The sequence below is a fragment of the Sphingomonas piscis genome (genome assembly GCF_011300455.1).
In the GTDB taxonomy this organism is placed as follows: Bacteria; Pseudomonadota; Alphaproteobacteria; order Sphingomonadales; family Sphingomonadaceae; genus Sphingomicrobium; species Sphingomicrobium piscis.
On the sequence record NZ_CP049869.1, the window covers coordinates 1252772 to 1271957 of the forward strand.

A 19186-nucleotide genomic window follows, 5' to 3' on the forward strand; every position below is an offset into this window, starting at 1 on the left:
GTTCCCTCATAACGGCGCCGCGGTGAGCGGCGCTCCTCTTGGGGGATGCTACAAACATGCGTAAATCCGTGTGGCTGCTCTCGGCCGGTCTGATCGCCATCTCGATCCCGGCCCACGCGCAGCAAACCGACACCGACAATCAGGCCGCGCAGCCGACCGACGGAGCTACCAGCGAAGCCGCTGCGGTCGACGATCAGGCGGTCGAGCAGCAGCCGGTAAATTCCGGTGACATCGTCGTCACCGCGACCCGACGCAACGAGGCCTTGTCGGATGTTCCGCTCGCGGTTAGCGCCGTCACCGCTGACACGCTGGAGAACAGCGGCGCAACCGACATCCGGGCGCTGTCGCAAGTCTCGCCGTCATTGTTCGTGTCCTCAAGCTCGACCGAGGCAGGCGGCGCTTCGGCGCGTATTCGCGGCATCGGAACCGTCGGCGACAACCCCGGCCTTGAAAGCTCGGTCGGTCTGTTCGTGGACGGAGTGTACCGGTCGCGCACGTCGGTCGGGTTGACCGAGCTCGGCGCGGTCGAACGTGTCGAGGTGCTGCGCGGGCCGCAGGGTACATTGTTCGGTCGAAACACGTCGGCCGGCCTGATCTCGGTGATTACCGCCAAGCCGCGTTTCACCAGCGCCGTGAATGGCCAACTGGACATCGGCAATTACAAGAGCCGCCGGGTCGAGCTGGGCGTTACAGGCCCGATCTCGGAGACGCTCGCTGGTCGCATCGACGGCGTCTATTTCAAACGCGACGGCTTCATGAAAGATGCGGTGTCGGGCCGCGACATCAATGACCGCAATCGTTGGCTGCTGCGCGGACAGTTGCTCTATCAACCGGACGACGATCTGTCGGTTCGGGTCATCGCCGACAAGACCCACCGGGACGAGGAATGCTGCGTCGGCTCCTACCTGCCGACCTTCGACACGGTTGCGAGTGGCGGTGGGAGCATCACCCAGGCGCCTTCGACGGTGGCGGCGGCATTGCGCGCTGCTGGCGCCACCATCAACGAGGACACGTTCGACCGTGAAGTCTCGATCACGCCCGGCCGGACCTTCCGTGCCGACGTCGACGATTACGGCATCTCGTCCGAAGTCGTTTACGACCGTGGCTGGGGCGAACTGACCTGGATCTCGGCCTTCCGCGAGAACAAATACGTTCGCGGCCAGGACGCCGACTTCAACCAGCTCGATATCATTTACCGCGACGACGGCTTTGCGTCCAACCGTTTCCGCACCTTCAGCCAGGAGGCAAGGCTGCAGGGCACGACCTTCGGCGGCAAGCTCGACTGGCTGGTGGGCGTTTATTACGCCAACGAGCTCCTGCGGGTGCGTGACAATCTCTCGTTCGGCGCCGATGCCGACCTGTTCGGCCGAACCTTGGTCCGCTCGCTCGATCCGCAGCTTGCGGCGTTCCCAGGGTATAACAACCTCAATGCGTTCGTCCGCGGCTTCGCTACGCAGCAGCTGGCGCTCAATCCGGCCTTCGCGGCGGTGCCAGCAGCCGCTCGCCCGCTGATCGTCAACGCGATCGGCGCGCAGGTGCAGAACACGCCGCTGTCCAACACTGGTACTCGTGACGAGTTCAATCAGGAAAGCAGCAACATCGCTGCCTTCACCCACAACATCTTCAAGATCACCGACCGCCTCTCCGCGACCGTGGGTCTGCGCTACACGCGCGAGAAGAAGTCGTTGAGCGCCGACCTGTTCAGCAACACACAGTGCGGCACCTACCGGGCGAACATCGCCCGTCTTCAGGCCTTCGCCGCCAACCCGGGCCTTGGCCCGCTCAGCCCTGCAGCGGCGGCCTTGGCCAATGCGATCGCGACCGGTGTCGGCACCACGCCGGGCCTGAGCGCCGCCGGCGGCGTGCCTTGCGCAATCAATTCGGTGAACGGCACCTTCGACAACGGCCGCAAGAGCGAGTCCCGCGTTTCAGGCACCGCAGTGCTGAGCTACAAGCCCACCGACGAACTGCTGACCTACGTCAGCTATTCGCGCGGCTACAAGGCGGGCGGGTTCAACCTCGACCGCAACGGCCTGTCCCAGGGCGCGACGAACCTCGACGCGCTCGGGTTCGAGCCGGAGATGGTCAACGCGTATGAACTGGGCGGCAAGTACAACGGCCGCGGGATTGACTTAAACGTCGCCCTGTTCCGGCAGGATTTCGACAACTTCCAGCTGAACACGTTCAACGGCCTCATCTTCGTGGTCGAAAATATCAACAGCTGCTCGGAAAGCCTGAACGGCGCCGATACGGACAGCAGCAATGCGGCCGTGGCGTGCGGCGGCAAGAAGAAGCCCGGTGTCCGCTCGCAAGGCGTGGAGCTTGAAGGCTTCGTTCGCCTGATCCCGGACGTTACCGCTGCGTTCGGTGCGACCTATGCGAACACGAAATACCGCAACAATTTGGTGGGTGCGAACGGCAATGCGATTGCCGCTGCGCTCTTCCAGCTTCCGGGGCAGCGGGTTTCCAACTCCTCGGAATGGTCGCTCACCGGATCGCTCGGCTGGCGTCCGTCGCTCGGCAATGGGCTTCGCGGGCTCTTCTACGCCGATGCGCGCCACATGAGCGGCTTCAACACCGGCTCCGACCTCGATGTCGAAAAGTATCAGGAAGCCTTCACGGTGGTGAACGCCCGCGTCGGCGTGCACGCCGCCGACGAGCGTTGGGCGCTGGAACTGTGGGCGCAAAACCTGTTCGACGAGGAATATAAGCAGGTGGCGTTCGACGCGCCGCTCCAGGGTCAGGGTACCACACGCGGCGTCGCCGCGGGCTTCTACCCGCGCTCGACCCAGCTCTACGGCGCCTTCCTAGGCGAACCGCGGACGTTCGGCGTCACCCTTCGCGGCAAGATGTAATCGCGGGGGCGGGTGGCCTTCGGGGCCGCCCGCCTCAACCCGTTTCGGCAACCGTAAGCAGCGCGCTGCGCAGTTGCTCCACCTCATCCCCCTTCAGCTTCTTGCCGTCGGGCCGGGTCAGGTAAAAAACGTCCACGGCGCGTTCGCCGTACGTTGCGATGTGCGCGGAGTGGACCCGGTGGCCGCACTCATGAATGGCGCGCGCCAGGCCGGCAAGTAAGGCTCGCCGGTCGCGCGCATTCACTTCCACGACAGTGGTTCGGCTCGATGCGCGCTCCGCAATGCCGACCGACGCGGCAACGTCGAACGCCGAGCTTGCACGGAGCCGCTCACCCTCCGGCAGGGGCGGCAGTTCGGGACTTGCCAGCGCATCCTTGACGCCTTTCACCAACCGGTCCTTCAACCTCTTGTCGGAATAGGGCTGCCCCCGGCCATCGAGCACAAGGATGTTGTCGAGCGCCTTGCCGTCCAAGGTCGTATGGACACGGGCATCGATGATGTTGGCGCTGGCCTTCGCAAGCGCGGCGCACACCCGGTAGAACAGGGCCTCGCGGTCGCCGGTATAGACCGTAATCCGGGTCGCGCCCGTGCCTTCGTCCGTGTCGCACTCGACACTCGGTCGGATCTCGACGTCACGGGACCCGTCGGCCGCGAGGACCTGCCGGGCGTTGACGATTTGCGTTTCGATGGGCTCCGCAAGCCAATAACTGTCGGCAAATCGCGCGGCATAGGCCTGAAGCTGCTCGTCGCTCCAGGCCATGGTCCGAGCCAGCTCCGACTGCCGCGCTTGCACCAGTTCGGTGCGGCCGCGTTCCTTGTGGCCAAGCCGAAGCCTTTCCTCCGCCGCTTCGAACAGCGACCGGAGGAGAGTGCGTTTCCATTCGTTCCACACACCCGGACCAACCGCGCGGATGTCGACCACCGTCAGGATCAGCAACAGCCGAAGCCGCTCCGGGCTCTGCACCTTGCGGACGAAGTCCTCGATCGTCTGCGGGTCGGCCAAGTCGCGTTTCATCGCGGTTGCCGACATCAGCAGGTGATATTTGACGAGCCACGAGACCGTCTCCGTCTCCGCTGCATCAAGACCGAGCCGTGGGCACAGCTTCAGCGCGATCTCGGCGCCGAGTTCGCTATGGTCTCCGCCGCGGCCCTTGGCGATGTCATGCAGCAGCACTGCCGTATAAAGCGTCCGGCGCGACGAGATCTGCTTGAACAAGGCGTGCGACAGCGGGTGATCCTGCGCCAGCTCGCCGCGCTCGATTGCCGCCAGAAGTCCGATGGCGCGAATGGAATGCTCGTCCACCGTATAATGATGGTACATGTCGAACTGCATCTGCGCGACGACCCGGCCGAAGTCGGGAACGAAGCGGCCGAACACGCCGGCCTCGTTCATCCAACGAAGCACCAGGTCCGGCGCCTTGATGTCCGTCAGCACCTCCATGAACAAAGCGTTGGCGCGCGGGTCGTTGCGAACCTTCTGGTCGATCAGACCAGCGTCGCGCGTCGCCGACCGCATCGCCTCCGGGTGAATTTCCAGCTGCTCCTTGGCGGCGATGGCGAACAGCTCGATCAGGCGGACCGGATCCGACTGGAAGAAATCGTCGGCCGGGATGGACAGGCGTCCGCGGTCGAGCATGAAACCGCCGAGCCGCTTTGGCTTGCGGCGAATTGCCGGGAACAGAAAGCGGAAGCCCTTTTTACCCAATTGCTCGTCAAGTTGGGCAAGGAACTGGCCGGTGAGGTCGCCGACGGTCTTGGCGTTGATGAAGTAGAAATGCATGAACCGCTCGACCGCGGACTTTCCGGGCCGGTCGGCATAATTCATGACCTCCGCGATATGCCGCTGATGCTCGAAGCCGAGCCGTTCCTCGGCCCGGCGCGCTGCCACATGAAGATGGCAGCGCACGGACCAGAGAAAACGTTCGGCGCGATCGAAGCGGCGGAACTCGGCCGCCGAGAATAGGCCCGCCCCGACGAGGTCGGCCGGCCGCTCGACGCCATGCACATATTTGCCGATCCAGTAGAGCGTGTGGAGGTCGCGAAGTCCGCCCTTGCCGTCCTTCACATTGGGTTCGACCAGATAGCGGCTGTCGCCCATCCGAAGGTGCCGCTCGTCGCGCTCCTTCAGCTTTGCCGCCACGAACTCCTTGGCCGTTCCCGCAACGACATCCTTGCGGAAACGCTGGCCGGCATGGGCGTACAGATCCTCCGCGCCCCACAGCAGCCGCGATTCCAGGCATGCGGTTCGAACCGTCATGTCCTTTTTCGCATAGTCGATCATCTGGTCGACCGATCGCACCGAATAACCGACCTTCAGCTTCAGGTCCCACAGGATGTGAAGCATCGCCTCGGCGCAGCGCTCCACCTGGGCGGAGGGATTGTCGGCCGTCAGGAACATCAGGTCGACGTCGCTATGCGGCGCCATCTCGCCGCGGCCCGTGCCACCAAGGCCGACGATGGCCAGCTTGTTGCCGAGCCCGCCGGCGCCGACATGCTCGTAGATGATGCGCAGCAATTGATCGTGGAGGTAAGCATTGGCACGCGCCGCCGTACGACCCGCGCCCGGCTCGGCAGTAAGCCGGCGCTCCACCTCTCGCCGGCCCGTGGCAAGCGCGTCGCGAAGAATGGCGAGACGATCCCCCTTGCCATCGTCGCCGACCGGAAGAGCAGCGACCGCGTCCGATACCGATCGGCGGTCGATGATCAGGCGCCGCTGATCGATCGGCTCGAACAGGGTCATTGCCCGTCCTCCCTCGCCAAGGATTTCAGCCGGTACAATATTTCCAGCGCCTCGCGCGGGCTCAGGGTGTCCGGCTGCACTGCCTCAAGCTCCTCACGAAGGCGATCGCACTCTTTCTCAGCCGGGGCAGTCGCGGCGAAGAGCGGCAAGTCATCGAGACCGGCCGCGATTCCGCCGGTCGCGTCGCGTCCGGCCTCCAGCCGCTTCAGCACTGCCTTGGCGCGCGCCAGAACCTGCGGCGGCACGCCCGCCAGCTTGGCAACGGCAATGCCGTAGCTGCGGTCGGCAGCGCCGTCCGCAACCTCGTGAAGCAGCACCAGGTCGCCCTTCCACTCGCGGGCACGGACGTGATGCAGCGAGAGGCAATCGAGCCGGCCCGCCAGCCGGGTTAATTCATGGTAATGGGTCGCGAACAAGGTCCGGCACTGCACCTCGTCATGCATCGCCTCCACCACCGCCCAGGCGATCGCCAGGCCGTCGTAGGTCGAGGTGCCGCGCCCGATCTCGTCCAGGATGACGAGGCTTCGCGCTGTCGCTTGAGCCAGGATTGCGGCAGTCTCGACCATTTCGACCATGAAGGTCGACCTTCCCCGCGCCAGATTGTCCGACGCGCCGACACGGCTGAATAGCCGGTCGACGATCCCCACCTTAGCGCGGCCTGCGGGCACGAAGCTGCCCGACTGCGCAAGCACGGCGATCAGCGCCGCCTGGCGAAGGAAGGTCGACTTTCCGCCCATGTTGGGGCCTGTGATCAGCCACAGTCGGTCCGACGACCAGAGCCACAAGTCGTTGGCCACGAACGGGTCGCCATGCCGCGCCAAAGCCGACTCGACGACTGGATGGCGTCCGCCTTCCACTTCCAGACACGGCTGCTCATCGATCTGCGGCCGCACCCATCCGCCTACCGCAGCGCGGGTTGCATGCGATGCCGCGACGTCCAGCCGGGCAATTCCGTCCGCTGTGGCGGCGATCGCCGGGGCTGCCGCGACGGCAAGTGCTGTCAGTTCCTCCAGATGCGCCGCTTCGGCCGCAATGGCGTGGCTTCCGGCCTCCACCACGCGTGCCGCCTCGGCATGGAGATCAGGCGAATTGAACCGCACAACACCCGCCAGCGTCTGCCGGTGCGCAAAGCCGCTGTCCGCGGCCATCAGCACGTCGGCATGCCGCGCCGACACCTCGATATGATATCCGAGCACCGCATTGTGCCGGATCTTGAGCGAACCGATGCCCGTCGATTCGCGATACTTCGCCTCCAGCGCCGCAATCGCCCGCCGCCCATCGGACGAGGCCGAGCGTAGCGAGTCCAGCTCCGCATCATAGCCTTCCGCGATGTATCCGCCCTTGGCCGCCTCCAACGGAGGCGAGTCCACCAAAGCCAGGCGCAGCGTCTCGATCAGGGATGCATGACCGACCAGCTTCGGCAGCAAATCTTCGAGCAGCCGCGGCGGCGCAGCACGAGCGCCAAGTTGCTCATGGAGACCGGCAGCAGCAGCCAACCCGTCGCGGATCAGCGCCAGGTCCCGCGGTCCGCCGCGACCTGCGACCAGCCGCCCCAGCGCGCGCGGGAAATCGGGCATGCTCTTGAGCGCGGCCGTCACTCGTTCCCGCAGGATGGCGTCGTCCGCAAACCAGCCGACTAGCTCAAGTCGCCGCTCGATCCGCCAGCTATCCGTCAGCGGCGCCGACAGGTCCGACGCAAGCAGGCGCCGGCCGATCGCGGTCCGGCAGCGGTCGATCTCTCCGAGCAGGCTGCCGCCGACTTGCCCCGTCGCCGACCGGCAAAGCTCCAAGCTGTCGCGGCTCGCGGCGTCGATCATCATGTGATCGGACCGCTGCACCCGACGCGGCGCCTCGAGCAGCAAACCGGCGCCCTTCTGGGTCGCGTCGAGATAGGTCAGAAGCCCTCCCGCCGCGGCCAGCTCCGCCCGGGTCGGCGACCCCAGTCCGTCCAGCGTTGCTAGCCCAAACCGGCTTTTCAACGCCCGCTCGCCGTTCCCGCTGTCAAAGCCGCCCTTGCCGCTGCCGGTTTGGATGCCAGGCGGATAGGCGTCGGCGATCGTCTCGGCGGGGGACAGGCGGGCGATCTCCGCCGCCAACTCGCCGGGTTCGCATCCGACCAGTTCGAACCGGCCAGTGGAGATGTCGGCGGCGGCAATCGCCCAATCGTCACCCGCCCTTCCAATCGCGGCAAGCCAATTGGCCGATCCCGACTCGAGCAGATGTTCTTCGGTCAGCGTGCCTGCAGTGACGAGACGAACGATCGCTCGCTCCACCAGCGCCTTGGATCCGCGCGCCTTTCGCGCTTCCGCCGCGCTTTCCGTCTGCTCCGCGATTGCGACGCGGTGACCGGCGCGGATCAGTCGCGCCAGATAGGCCTCGGCGCTGTGCACCGGGACGCCGCACATCGGAACCGGCTCGCCCTCCGACTCGCCGCGCTTGGTCAACGCGATATCGAGGCAGGCTGACGCGATCTTCGCATCGTCGAAGAACAATTCGAAGAAATCGCCCATCCGGTAGAACAGCAACGCGTCGCCGGCCTCATCCTTGAGGCGGCGATATTGCTGCATCATCGGCGTCGGTGCATCGGCGCGGGCCATCCGTTCTGGTTAGACGTAAACGCGTGGCGCGTCATGTCATGTGAGCGCTAACAATTCGCGGGGTGACTCATGCCGCCGGCCTTGGCTAAGGACATCGGCACAGGAGAGGTTCATGTCCGAAGCCAACGTCAAATTTTCCGAGCAGGAAGCGCTCGACTTCCACGGCCTTGGCCGTCCCGGAAAGCTGGAGATCGTCGCATCCAAACCGATGGCGACGCAGCGCGACCTCAGCCTCGCTTATTCTCCCGGTGTCGCTGTTCCTGTTCGCGCCATCGCCGCGAACCCCGGCTGCGCCTATGATTATACCGCCAAAGGCAATTTGGTCGCCGTCATCTCCAACGGTACCGCCATCCTCGGCCTCGGCAACCTCGGCGCGCTCGCATCCAAGCCGGTGATGGAAGGCAAGGCGGTCCTGTTCAAACGCTTCGCGGACGTCGATTCGATAGACATCGAAGTGGACACGGAGGACGCGCAGAAATTCATCGATGCGGTGGCCCTGCTCGGCCCAAGCTTCGGCGGCATCAATCTCGAAGACATCGCCGCCCCAGCCTGCTTCCAGATCGAGCAGGAATTGAAGGAGCGGATGAACATCCCGGTCTTTCATGACGACCAGCACGGAACTGCAATCATCAGCGCTGCAGGCCTCATCAATGCCTGCCTGATCACCGGCCGCGAACTTGGCAGCGTCAAGGTGGTGGTGAACGGCGCCGGCGCCGCGGCCATCGCCTGCACCGAGTTGATGAAGGCGATGGGCGTGCGCGGCGACAATGTCATCATGTGCGACCGCAAGGGCGTGATTCACAAGGGTCGCGACGACCTGGACCAGTGGAAGTCGGCCCATGCCGTTGAAACGGACCGCCGCAGCCTGACCGACGCGCTGGAAGGTGCCGACGTATTCCTGGGCCTGTCCGCCGCTGGCGCGCTGAAGCCCGAAATGGTGGAGAAGATGGCGCCGCAGCCGATCATCTTCGCGATGGCCAACCCTGACCCGGAAATCCTTCCGGAGGATGCCAAGGCGGTACGTCCCGATGCCATCCTGGCAACAGGCCGCTCCGATTACCCCAACCAGGTCAATAACGTGCTCGGCTTTCCCTTCATCTTTCGCGGCGCGCTCGACGTGCGCGCGACGAGCATCAACGACGAGATGAAGATCGCCGCCGCCAACGCGCTTGCGGAATTGGCGCGCGAAGCGGTGCCGGAGGAAGTGGCGGCCGCTTACGGTGGGCACACCCACAGCTTCGGCCCGGAATATATCATTCCCGCTCCATTCGATCCGCGCTTGATGGAGGTCGTCGCCTCGGCGGTCGCCGAAGCTGCCATGCGTACCGGCGTCGCGCAGAAGCCGATCGAGAATATGGACAAGTATCGGCAGCAATTGCGCGCGCGCCTCAATCCCACGGCCGCCGTGATGACGCTCGCCTATGAGGCCGCCCGGTCTAACCCGAAGCGGGTACTGTTCGCCGAAGGTGAAGAGTCGAACGTGCTGCGTGCCGCAATCGCCTTCAAGGAAGGCGGCTACGGCACTCCCGTGCTTGTCGGCCGCGAGGACGTCCACGATCAATTGCGCGCGCTCGGCGTCGACAAGCCGGAGGAATATGAGGTCCTCAACAGCCGCAACTCGCCGCTGGTCGGGCGCGCGGTGGATTTCATATACGCCCGCCAGCAGCGCCAGGGCCTGCTGCGCCGCGCGGTTGAGCGGATGGTCAACCAGGACCGCAACTATTTCGGCGCCGCCATGCTCGCGCTCGGCGAGGCTGACGCCATGATCACGGGCACCACGCGCCCGTTCAGCCAGTCGTTGAACCAGGTCCGGACGATCATCGACGATGCCGAGGGCGCGACGCCCTTTGGGGTCAACATCATCGTCGGCAGGCACCAGGCGGTGCTGATGGCCGATACCGCGGTGCATGAACGTCCCAACGCCGAGCAACTCGCCGCCATCGCCCGCAGCTCCGCCGCCTTCGCCCGGATGATGGGGCTGGAGCCGCGCGTCGCCTTCATCTCCTACACCACCTTCGGCAATCCGCCGGGCATGCACGTCGAAGACCTCCGCGGCGCCGTGAAGATCCTCGACCGCTCATCGGTTGACTTCGAATATGAAGGCGAAATGGCGCCCGACGTGGCGCTCAGCTTTGAGGCGCAGCGCAAATTCTATCCGTTCAGCCGCCTGACCGGCCCGGCCAACGTCCTGGTCATGCCCGGCCTGCAGTCCGCTAACCTGTCGGCCAAGCTGCTACGCGCGCTTGGCGGCGAGAGCGTGATCGGCCCCATCATGCTGGGCCTCAAGCAATCGGTTCAGATCGCGCCAATGACGGCGAGTGCGTCGGACCTCGTCACTCTTGCCGTTTTGGCGGCGGGAACGGCCGCGGCCTAGATCCGCTCCACGGAGCTGACGGCATCCGCCTCGCGCAGCGCGGCGATGATGGCATGGAGGTGCGCGAGGTCGTGCACCTCGATATCGATGTGGAAGGTATGAAAGCCGCCGTCGCGGTGCGTCAGCTGCAGGTTGATGATGTTGGCGCCTTTCAGGCCCAGCGTGCTCGACAGGCTGCCAAGTGCCCCGGGAATGTCGCGGACAATGACGCAGATGCGCGCAGCGCCACCGTCCGAACCCTCGCCCCACGCCAGGTCGAGCCAGTCAGCATCGATGCCGCTCGCCAGCGTGTCGCATCCGATCAGGTGGACCTCGATCTCTTCATCCTCGCGGCGGAGGCCGACGATGCGGTCGCCCGGCACCGGGTGGCAGCAATTGGCGAGGTGGTAGGCGACTCCAGCCGTCAGCCCCTTGATCGAAATCGCTTTGCGCTGGCCGAGCGGCTTGCGGACGACGTCGGTCCCGACCGATCCCGGCATCAAGGCTTCCATCAATTCTTCGTCGCTGACGCGCTTACGCGCGATCGCGATCATCAGCTCGTCTTCGCTCTCGATCTTCAATTTCTTGAGCGCGCGCTTGGTCACTTCCGCCGATAGTCCGGAGGGTAGCCGCGCAACGATTTCCTCGTAGATCTTGCGGCCGAGCTCGACTGTCTCGTCGCGCTCCTTATGCCGAACGAACCGACGCACTCCCGCTCGGGCCTTGCCCGTTACGACGAAACGAAGCCAGGAAGGCTGCGGATGCTGGGTCTCCGACGCCAGGATTTCGACCTGATCGCCATTTTCGAGCATGGTCCGTAGCGGCACCACGCGACCGTTGACCTTGGCGCCGACCGTCCGATCGCCAAGGTCGGTGTGCACCGCATAAGCGAAATCGACCGGGGTCGCGCCTTTGGGCAGCTGGATCAGTTCGCCCTTCGGGGTGAAGGCGAAGATGCGGTCCTGGTACATGGCGAGCTTGGTATGCTCGAGCAGTTCCTCGGGACTTTCCGCATGGTCGAGGATTTCGACCAGGTCGTCGATCCACGGGATGCGCACATCCGCCGCCGGCTTGCCTTCCTTGTAGGCCCAGTGTGCCGCCAGCCCCCGCTCGGCTTGGTCGTGCATCGCCTGGCTTCGGATCTGGATCTCGATCCGCATTTTTGTGTCGTGGATGACGGAGGTGTGAAGGCTTTGATAGCCGTTGCGCTTGGGCGTCGAGATGAAGTCCTTGAACCTTCCGGGCACCATCGGCCAGCGCTGGTGGATTTGGCCGAGCGCCAGGTAGCAATCGTCAAGTTCGTCGACGATGACCCGGAAGGCCATCACATCCGACAATTGCTCGAAGCTGATGTGCCGCTCGGCCATCTTCTTCCAAATCGAGTATGGATGCTTCTCGCGCCCGGTGACGTCGGCCGTCAGTCCGTGGTCGGCGAGATGGAGTTGCAGGCCGAGTCCGATCCGGCTGACGAGATCGCCGCCCTGTTCGTGCAATTGCTTGAGCCGCCGCGTGACGGATGCGTAAGCGTCGGGCTCGAGCTCGCGGAAGGAGAGCTCCTGCATCTCCTTCATGATTTCGTACATGCCGATCCGCTCGGCGAGCGGCGCGTAGATGTCCATCGTCTCGCGCGCGATCCGCCGGCGCTTCTCCGGATTCTTGATGTGGTGAAGCGTCCGCATGTTGTGCAGCCGGTCGGCAAGCTTCACCAGCAACACGCGAATATCGTCGGATAAGGCGAGCAGGAACTTGCGCAGGTTCTCCGCTGCCCGCTCATTCTCCGACAAGGCCTCGACCTTGGACAGCTTGGTGACCCCGTCGACCAGCCGCGCCACATCCTTGCCGAACAGTTTTTCGACCTGTTCGGGCGTCGCCACCGTGTCCTCGATCGTGTCGTGGAGGATGGCGGTGACGATGGTCTGGTCGTCGAGTTTCAGGTCGGTGAGGATGCCCGCCACCTCGATCGGATGGCTGAAGTAGGGGTCACCCGACGCCCGCATCTGCGACCCGTGCGCCTTCATGGAGAAGACGTAAGCGCGGTTGATCAGCGCCTCGTCCGCGTCCGGATCATAGGCTTTGATCTTCTCGACAAGCTCATACTGGCGCAGCACAATGCCTAGATGGGGCTAGCCGCCTCTATTGTGCAAGCGCGAACCTCAGCGGCGCGCCGATAAGTTGCAGCGGTCCAGTTCCGCGGACGAGAATGCCCGTCCGTTGACAAGGAAGCTCTGCAGCGGCCCGGCGCGCTTGGCCAATCCCTGACAAAGCACCGCCGGGCGGCTTTGCTGCGTGGATGCCTGGCAAGCATCGGGGCCGCATCCCCACACCGCATCGCGCGTTATGATCTTCGCTGCCGCTGGCTGGATCGGTTTTGCCATGTAATTGGCCGCTCCTGCCGGCGTGGCCAGGACGAAGGCGGACAAGGCGACGAAGGAAAAGCGCATGACAGAACTCCGGGTCCGTTTCGTAACGCAACTGATTATGCCTGATCCGTTTCGTTCTGCAACTGTTCATTCATGCAATCTTGTGCTTCACTGATTCGGCAGGAAGGACAAAGGCTTGGCATCTGAAAAAGTGACGTTCGGCATTGATGAGTTCCGCGCCGCCGCGCTGGAATGCCCATTGCCGCAGGCGCTCGACCTCATCGGCGAGAAATGGGCCTTCCTCATTCTTCGCGGCGCCTTCAACGATTTGCGCCATTTCGAGGAGTTTCAGGCGGGCCTCGGCATCGCCCGCAACATCCTGTCGGACCGCTTGGCGAAGATGGTCGCCGGCGGCATCCTGGCCCGCAACCCGGATCCACACGACCGCCGAAAGGTCAGCTACACCCTGACAGAAAAGGGGCGCGGCCTCCTGCCAGTGCTGGTTGCACTGCGTCAGTGGGGTGAGCAATGGGCGGAGGGTTCATCCCGCATCCTGCTGGCCGACCGTCGCGACGGCAAGCCGATCCGCAAGATCTGCATCCACGCACACGATGGGCGCGAGCTGTCGCTCGAGGAGATGGTGTGGCTGGACCGGGAAACGGGCGCGACATGCGGCCGAGTCGCGGAGCAACTCGAGGTCGCCGCCTAGCGAACTATCCCCGCGGCTCGCGCGGGGACCGGCTTATTCGTAATCGCCGCCCGACGGGCTCGGACGCGGCGGCGCGGCGGCGGTGAGGCGAAGCGCTTCGGCCGACTCGCTCAGCGACGCCAGTTCGTCCGTCTCATCTTCTTCGTCGATCTGGACCTTCTGAAGGCTGCTGACGACGGCTTCCTGAAGATGCTTCGGCTTCACCGTTTCCTCGGCGATCTCGCGGAGCGCGACGACCGGATTTTTATCGCGGTCCCGGTCGATGGTAAGGTCGGCGCCACCGGAGATCTGGCGGGCACGCTGCGCCGCCATGAGAACAAGGTCGAACCGGTTCGGGATCTTGTCGACACAATCTTCGACGGTAACGCGCGCCATTCGTCGCCTCGCAATGCAAGCTAATCTGAAGGAAGTGAGGTCCGTTACCTCTCCGAAGGCTCCAAAGTCAAGGAAAGCGCGTTGCGCTTGCATGGACATTGCGGCCTCTGCACAGATGAAGGCGATGGATGAGGAGGTCGGATCGGCTGCAGAAAACGAGCTCGGCGCGGCGATCGACGGCAACGCCCTGCGCCTGATCACCAGCGGGAAGGACCGGCACCGGGTCATCCTTGAAATGATCGGGTCCGCCCAGCACAGCGTTCGCCTGCTCTTCTACATGTTCGTCAGCGACGAGGCGGGCACTGAGGTCCGCGATGCCTTGCTTGCTGCGATCCGCCGCGGCGTAAAGGTCGACGTTCTTCTCGACGGCTTCGGCTCGGCCGGCGCCGAGGACGGTTTCTTTGACGCGCTTAACGACGCGGGCGGCAAGCTTTGCCGCTTTCACCCAAGCTACGGCCGTCGCTATCTGCTCCGCAATCACCAGAAGCTTGTGGTGGTGGATGAGCGCCGGGCCATCATCGGCGGCGCCAACATCCACAAGGATTATCTGACGGACGACGGCCCAGGCCATTGGCGCGACCTTTGGCTGACGATCGACGGACCGGCAGTGCATTGCGCCGCCAACTATTTCGACCTGGTCGACCGCTGGACCGTCGCCAAGCGCCCCCGCCTCAAGGACCTTCGCCGTCTCCTCGCCCGCGCAAGCCAGACGGAAGGGCCATTGCAGTGGAAGTTCAGCGGTCCGTTCATGCGCCGCAATGCCTGGCACACGATCATCGCCCGGGAGATTTCGTGCGGCAAGAGCTTCGACCTCATCTCGGCCTATTTCTCACCGCCCTGGGCGATCCTTCGCCGGATCCGCAAGCTGGGCAAGCGCGCGCGAATTCTTACGGCCGCCAGATCGGACAACAACGCCACCATCGCCGCCGCGCGGTTCACTTATGCCCGGCTGCTGCGGCGCGGGGTGCAAATGTTCGAATATCGCGCCGCCAAGCTGCACACCAAGCTCGTGATCGTCGATGATGCCGTCCACATCGGCTCGTCCAATTTCGACTTCCGGAGCCTCTATCTCAACCTTGAAGTCATGCTGCGGATCGAGGACGCCGACTTCGCTCAGCGGTTGCGCCGCTACGTAGATGGGGAGTTGGCGCAATCGGAGCAGATCACGCCGGAGATTCACCAGCGGCGCGGCACATTCCTCCGCCGGATGAAGTGGGCGCTGTCCTACTTCCTGGTGACCAGCATGGATTATACCGTCACACGCCGGCTGAACTTCCAGCAGGAGGAGTGAGCGTCAGCCCTGCTTCGGTTCGCGCCAGCCCCAGAACAGGGTCGCCGGCGGAACATTGATCCACTCGAACCCCCTGTCGATGCGCTCGAACCAGGGCTTGATGAAGTCCAGGACCTTGGGGCTGAACTGATAGACGAGGAAGGCTCCGCCCGGGCGGATCACCTTCGACGTGGCCTCGGCGATCTGGTCGCCCACGCCCGGCGGCAGAGTTGAAAAGGGCAGGCCCGAAAGCACGTAATCGGCCTGGCCAAGACCGCGGTCGGCCAGGATCTTTTCCACGTCCGCAGCCGAGCCGGTAACGGCAACCAGCCGGTCGTCGTCGATCGACTCCTTGAGGAAGGCGGTGAATTCCGGATTGGTGTCGATGGTCACCAGCTTGGCGTCGGGGCCCATCTTCTCAAGGATCGGCCGGGTGAACGTACCGACGCCCGGCCCATATTCGACGAACACCCGCGTAGCGTGCCAATCCACCGGCCCGAGCATCTTTTCGATCAGAATGCGGCTCGACGGGATGATCGAGCCGACCATGACCGGATGCTTCAGGAAGCCTCGAAGGAATGCCCAGCGCGGATTGACGCTTCGCTTGCCCGCCGCTCGCGCAATAGTGCGGTCGCCCTTCAGGGCGCGGGCGGGCGATGTCGGCATGGAAACTCCGTCAGTGTCTGCTGGGCGAGCGAGCGTTGGCAAATGCTCCGCCGCTTGGCAAGCATCCGCAGGCTCGCTGCTGTCCCGGATCGGCTTCAGGGTCACCGCCTCACTCGTCGCCCTTGCCGCCGGGCCGCGACCGCATCGTTCCCGGCAGCACGAAGCCGATTCCACCATTGGGCCTTACCGCATCGCTCTTCAGCGTCGACTGGATCCGCGCATATTCCTCTTCCATCTGCTCAGTGACGGAGGCGCGGGTATCGGTCAGCGCCGCCTCGAAGTCCGCCATTGTCACCTGCGCCTCCTCCAGTCCGCGTCTCAACGCGTGGAGGCCGGCGCGCCGGACCAGATCCTCAAGGTCGGCACCGGTGAACCGTTCGGAGCGCCGAGCCAGCGAATCCAGATCAACGTCCGCTGCCAGCGGCATGCCTTCAGTGTGGATGGCAAGGATTCGCCTGCGCCCGGCGGTGTCCGGCGTGCCGACATAGATGAGCTCGTCGAAACGCCCTGGCCGAAGCAACGCCGGATCGATCAGGTTCGGCCGATTAGTCGCGCCGATGACGACGACATTCTGAAGCTCCTCCAGCCCGTCCATCTCCGCCAGGATGGTGTTCACCACCCGCTCGGTAACCTGAGGCTCACCCAGCCCGCCCCCGCGCGCCGGCACCAGGCTGTCCAGTTCGTCGAAGAAGATGATCGTGGGCGCCACCTGCCGCGCGCGGGCGAACAGGCGGGCGATCTGCTGCTCGCTCTCGCCATACCATTTGCTGAGCAGGTCCGACGATTTGGTCGCGATGAAATTGGCCTGGCTCTCCCGCGCCGCAGCCTTCGCCAGCAGAGTCTTGCCGGTGCCGGGCGGGCCGTAAAGCAGGAAGCCCTTTGCCGGGCGGATGCCGATGCGGCGGAACGCCTCCGGATGCTTCAGCGGCAGTTCGACGCCCTCGCGCAACTTGTCGCGCGCTTCGTCGAGACCGCCGATATCGTCCCAGCCGACGCGGGGCGCTTCGACCATCACCTCCCGCATCGCCGAGGGCTGCACACGCTTTAAAGCATTCTCGAAGTCGGACCCGTTCACCGACAATCTGTCGAGGATCTCGGTCGGAATGGTCTGCTCGGAAAGGTCGAGTTCCGGCATGATCCGCCGCACTGCCTCCAGCGCCGCCTCCCGCACCAGCGCCGCCAGGTCGGCGCCGACGAAGCCGTACGTCCGCCGCGACAGATCCTCGAGACTGACTCCTCCATCCAGCGGCATGCCGCGGGTGTGAATGCCTAGGATCTCGCGCCGCCCCGGCTCGTCGGGAACACCGACCACGATCTCGCGATCGAACCGGCCCGGCCGCCGAAGCGCCTCGTCGATCGCTTCCGGCCGGTTGGTCGCCGCAATCACCACCAGGTTCTGCCGCGGCTCCAACCCGTCCATCAGCGTCAGCAGCTGCGCCACCAGGCGTTTCTCCGCCTCGCCGGTCACCTGCCCGCGCTTGGGCGCAATCGAATCGATCTCGTCGATGAAGATGATGGAGGGGGCCGCCTTGGCCGCTTCCTCGAACAATTCGCGGAGGCGCTTTTCGCTCTCGCCATAGGCCGAACCCATCACCTCGGGGCCAGCGATGTGGAAGAAACGCGCAGCGCTTTCGTTCGCCACCGCGCGTGCCAGACGGGTCTTGCCGGTGCCGGGAGGGCCGTGAAGCAGCACGCCCTTGGGCGGATCGACGCCGAGACGCTGGAACAATTCGGGATGGCGCAGCGGTAGTTCGACCATCTCACGCAGCGCATCGATCGTCCCGCGCATGCCACCGAGGTCGTCGTAAGTGACATCGGCGCGGCGGTCCGCCTGATCCGGTTCCTTATACTCGGAAAGCAGCTCGACCTGCGTCTTTGCATCGATGTGGACGATGCCTTTGGGCGCGGTCGAAACGACGATCAGCTTCAGCTCCTGGAGCGCGAACGCCGGCGCGTTCAGCAGCTGCCGGATATGGTCGGGCATGTCGGCATTCACCCGCTGGTGGCCCGTGGTCGCGACCACATCGCCTTCGGTCAGCGGGCGGCCCGCGAAGCTGCGCTGCAACGCCGCCGACGAGCCTTCAAGCCGCATGTTGGGCGCGGCGGGCGCGAACACCACGCGGGTCGCGGCAGTGGACTGGCCCTTGCGCACTTCGACATAATCGCCGCTGCCGACGCCGGCATTGGCGCGCTGCAGGCCGTCGAGGCGGATGATGTCGATGCCCTCGTCTTCGTCGTAGGGACGAAGCGCTCGCGCCGCCGTGGTCTTGCTGCCGACGATCTCGATCACGTCGCCTTCTGACAGGCCGAGCTCGCTCATCAGCCGGGCCGGCAGCCGGGCGAACCCGCGGCCATGCTCAGCCGGTGACAAGTTCGCCACCTGCACCTTGCGGGCCTTGGTCCGGTCAACGGTTTCGACGTCGGCCATGCTCTCTCCTTTTATGCTTCTGCCGGCAGCCCCGATGGGCCCAACGGCAGGATCGTCATCCGGTTCATTTTGTTGCCATGAACTTCATCTTGCCCGCGATTTTGCGGACGGCGGCACGCGGAACGAAGCGCGTCGAGAGCGCGCCAACCTTGTTCATTGCACCGGTCACGACGACGGCCTGGTTGCGATCGAGCCCTTGCAGCCCCTGCCGGACCACGTCGGCCGACTCCATCGACAGCCGGTCGAAGGCGCCCTTGTTCCTGAAGCCGGCGACATCCCCGAACTCCGTACGCGTCGGTCCGGGACAAAGCGCGGAGACCTTGATGCCGTGAGGCTTCAACTCCTCGTGAAGCGCTTCGGTGAAGGACAGCACATAGGCCTTGGTAGCAAAGTAAACGGCCATCCCCGGCCCGGGCTGGAACGCTGCCGTCGACGCGACATTCAGGATCGCACCGGACCGCCGCGCGATCATCCCCGGCGCCACTGCCCGACACAGATCCGTCAGCGTTCCGATGTTGAGGTCGATCATCTGCCGCTGCCGCTCGGCGTCCAGCTCGGCGACATTGCCGCCGAGCCCGAAGCCCGCATTGTTTATCAGCAACTCGACCTGCTCGCCCGCAGCCGCAACATCGGCCAGCAAGCGATGCGCCGCATCATGCGCCGACAGGTCGATTCCGACCGCCCGCGCATTGCCCAGCTCATCTGCAAGCGCTTCGAGCCGATCCGCCCGACGCGCCGCCAGCACCAGCCGGTGACCCCGCGCGGACAATTGCCGCGCGAAGTCCACGCCCAGACCGGCCGACGCGCCGGTGATCAGCGCAATGGGTAGCAAG

At 64.8% G+C, this 19186-nt stretch carries 12 protein-coding genes; 4 read left to right on the plus strand and 8 right to left on the minus strand.

Translation table 11 applies throughout. The features are described 5' to 3' along the window. Nucleotides 1–56 precede the first annotated feature (56 nt). Nucleotides 57–2855 carry a TonB-dependent receptor gene (locus G7077_RS06180; RefSeq protein WP_166410943.1) on the plus strand — a complete coding sequence of 933 codons (2799 nt, stop codon included), beginning with the start codon at nt 57–59 and terminating at the stop codon, nt 2853–2855. Nucleotides 2856–2889: 34 nt separating this feature from the next. Here the strand turns inward: G7077_RS06180 and G7077_RS06185 are convergent, their stop codons facing one another. Together G7077_RS06185 and mutS are read right to left on the minus strand one after the other, a co-directional pair. Next, on the minus strand, nt 2890–5595 hold the full coding sequence (locus tag G7077_RS06185) for a [protein-PII] uridylyltransferase (protein WP_166410944.1): 2706 nt from the start codon (nt 5593–5595) through the stop codon (nt 2890–2892). Next, on the minus strand, nt 5592–8165 hold the full coding sequence (mutS, locus tag G7077_RS06190) for a DNA mismatch repair protein MutS (RefSeq protein WP_166412362.1): 2574 nt from the start codon (nt 8163–8165) through the stop codon (nt 5592–5594). Before mutS ends, G7077_RS06185 begins: the two co-directional genes overlap by 4 nt. Nucleotides 8166–8304: 139 nt before the next feature. On the opposite strand from mutS, the gene G7077_RS06195 reads away from it, so the two are divergent. After that, entirely contained in the window at nt 8305–10566 is a 2262-nt protein-coding gene (locus G7077_RS06195; protein WP_166410945.1) for an NADP-dependent malic enzyme, read from the plus strand. On the opposite strand, the gene G7077_RS06200 is transcribed toward G7077_RS06195, so the two are convergent. Next, nucleotides 10563–12653, minus strand: a complete 2091-nt coding sequence (locus tag G7077_RS06200; protein ID WP_166410946.1) for a RelA/SpoT family protein — start codon at nt 12651–12653, stop codon at nt 10563–10565. The genes G7077_RS06195 and G7077_RS06200 overlap by 4 nt on opposite strands. Nucleotides 12654–12698: 45 nt before the next feature. Beyond that, nucleotides 12699–12986 carry a CC_3452 family protein gene (locus G7077_RS06205; protein WP_166410947.1) on the minus strand — a complete coding sequence of 96 codons (288 nt, stop codon included), beginning with the start codon at nt 12984–12986 and terminating at the stop codon, nt 12699–12701. 115 nt (nt 12987–13101) lie between these two features. Here G7077_RS06205 and G7077_RS06210 point away from each other — a divergent pair, with 115 nt between their 5' ends. Next, nucleotides 13102–13614, plus strand: a complete 513-nt coding sequence (locus G7077_RS06210) for a winged helix-turn-helix transcriptional regulator (RefSeq protein WP_246167443.1) — start codon at nt 13102–13104, stop codon at nt 13612–13614. Nucleotides 13615–13647: 33 nt separating this feature from the next. Here G7077_RS06210 and rpoZ read toward each other — a convergent pair whose 3' ends face one another. Next, nucleotides 13648–13989: a DNA-directed RNA polymerase subunit omega gene (gene rpoZ / locus G7077_RS06215; protein WP_166410948.1), complete on the minus strand. Its 342-nt coding sequence runs from the start codon at nt 13987–13989 to the stop codon at nt 13648–13650. Between the two features lie 91 nt (nt 13990–14080). On the opposite strand from rpoZ, the gene G7077_RS06220 reads away from it, so the two are divergent. After that, on the plus strand, nt 14081–15280 hold the full coding sequence (locus G7077_RS06220) for a phospholipase D-like domain-containing protein (RefSeq protein ID WP_246167445.1): 1200 nt from the start codon (nt 14081–14083) through the stop codon (nt 15278–15280). 3 nt (nt 15281–15283) lie between these two features. On the opposite strand, the gene G7077_RS06225 is transcribed toward G7077_RS06220, so the two are convergent. The 3 genes from G7077_RS06225 to G7077_RS06235 form a co-directional block, all read right to left on the minus strand. Beyond that, the gene (locus G7077_RS06225; RefSeq protein WP_166410949.1) at nt 15284–15925 is read right to left on the minus strand and encodes a class I SAM-dependent methyltransferase; all 642 of its coding nucleotides are present in this window, start codon (nt 15923–15925) and stop codon (nt 15284–15286) included. A gap of 109 nt (nt 15926–16034) precedes the next feature. Then, on the minus strand, nt 16035–18353 hold the full coding sequence (locus tag G7077_RS06230) for a CDC48 family AAA ATPase (RefSeq protein WP_166410950.1): 2319 nt from the start codon (nt 18351–18353) through the stop codon (nt 16035–16037). A 64-nt stretch (nt 18354–18417) separates the two neighbouring features. After that, the gene (locus G7077_RS06235; RefSeq protein WP_166410951.1) at nt 18418–19185 is read right to left on the minus strand and encodes an SDR family NAD(P)-dependent oxidoreductase; all 768 of its coding nucleotides are present in this window, start codon (nt 19183–19185) and stop codon (nt 18418–18420) included. Nucleotide 19186: the final 1 nt, after the last annotated feature.